Origin of the sequence: Clostridium sp. ZBS15 (assembly GCF_023845705.1) — a bacterium.
Lineage (GTDB): Bacteria > Bacillota > Clostridia > Clostridiales > Clostridiaceae > Clostridium > Clostridium aquiflavi.
In genome coordinates, this window is the sequence record NZ_JAMQHY010000231.1 from 1 (window position 1) to 260 (window position 260).

Annotated in this window: 1 pseudogene; it reads right to left on the minus strand. The window is 26.5% G+C overall.

Annotated features, from left to right (window positions below):
• A pseudogene (locus tag NG904_RS17150) lies at positions 1–245 on the minus strand (tetratricopeptide repeat protein); the annotation flags it as partial.
• Positions 246–260 lie beyond the last annotated feature (15 nt).

Consider the following 260-nt stretch of genomic DNA (forward strand, 5'->3'; position numbering starts at 1 on the left):
TATAATCCTTTATACTCATCTGAAACATCAAATTCATTCACATTTTGTAAATCATAATAAATGTTATCAACATCTCCATTTTCAAAATGTTCATTTAATTTATTTACATCTAACAGAACTTTTTTATCTTGTTCATTAGTAGTTACATCTGGTGTTTTTGGCTCACTTTCTTTTTTATCTTCAGTAACTACATCTTCTGAATTACTCGCATCATCTTCTATTTTATTGAGTGATTCCCTTGACACATTATTATCCTTATT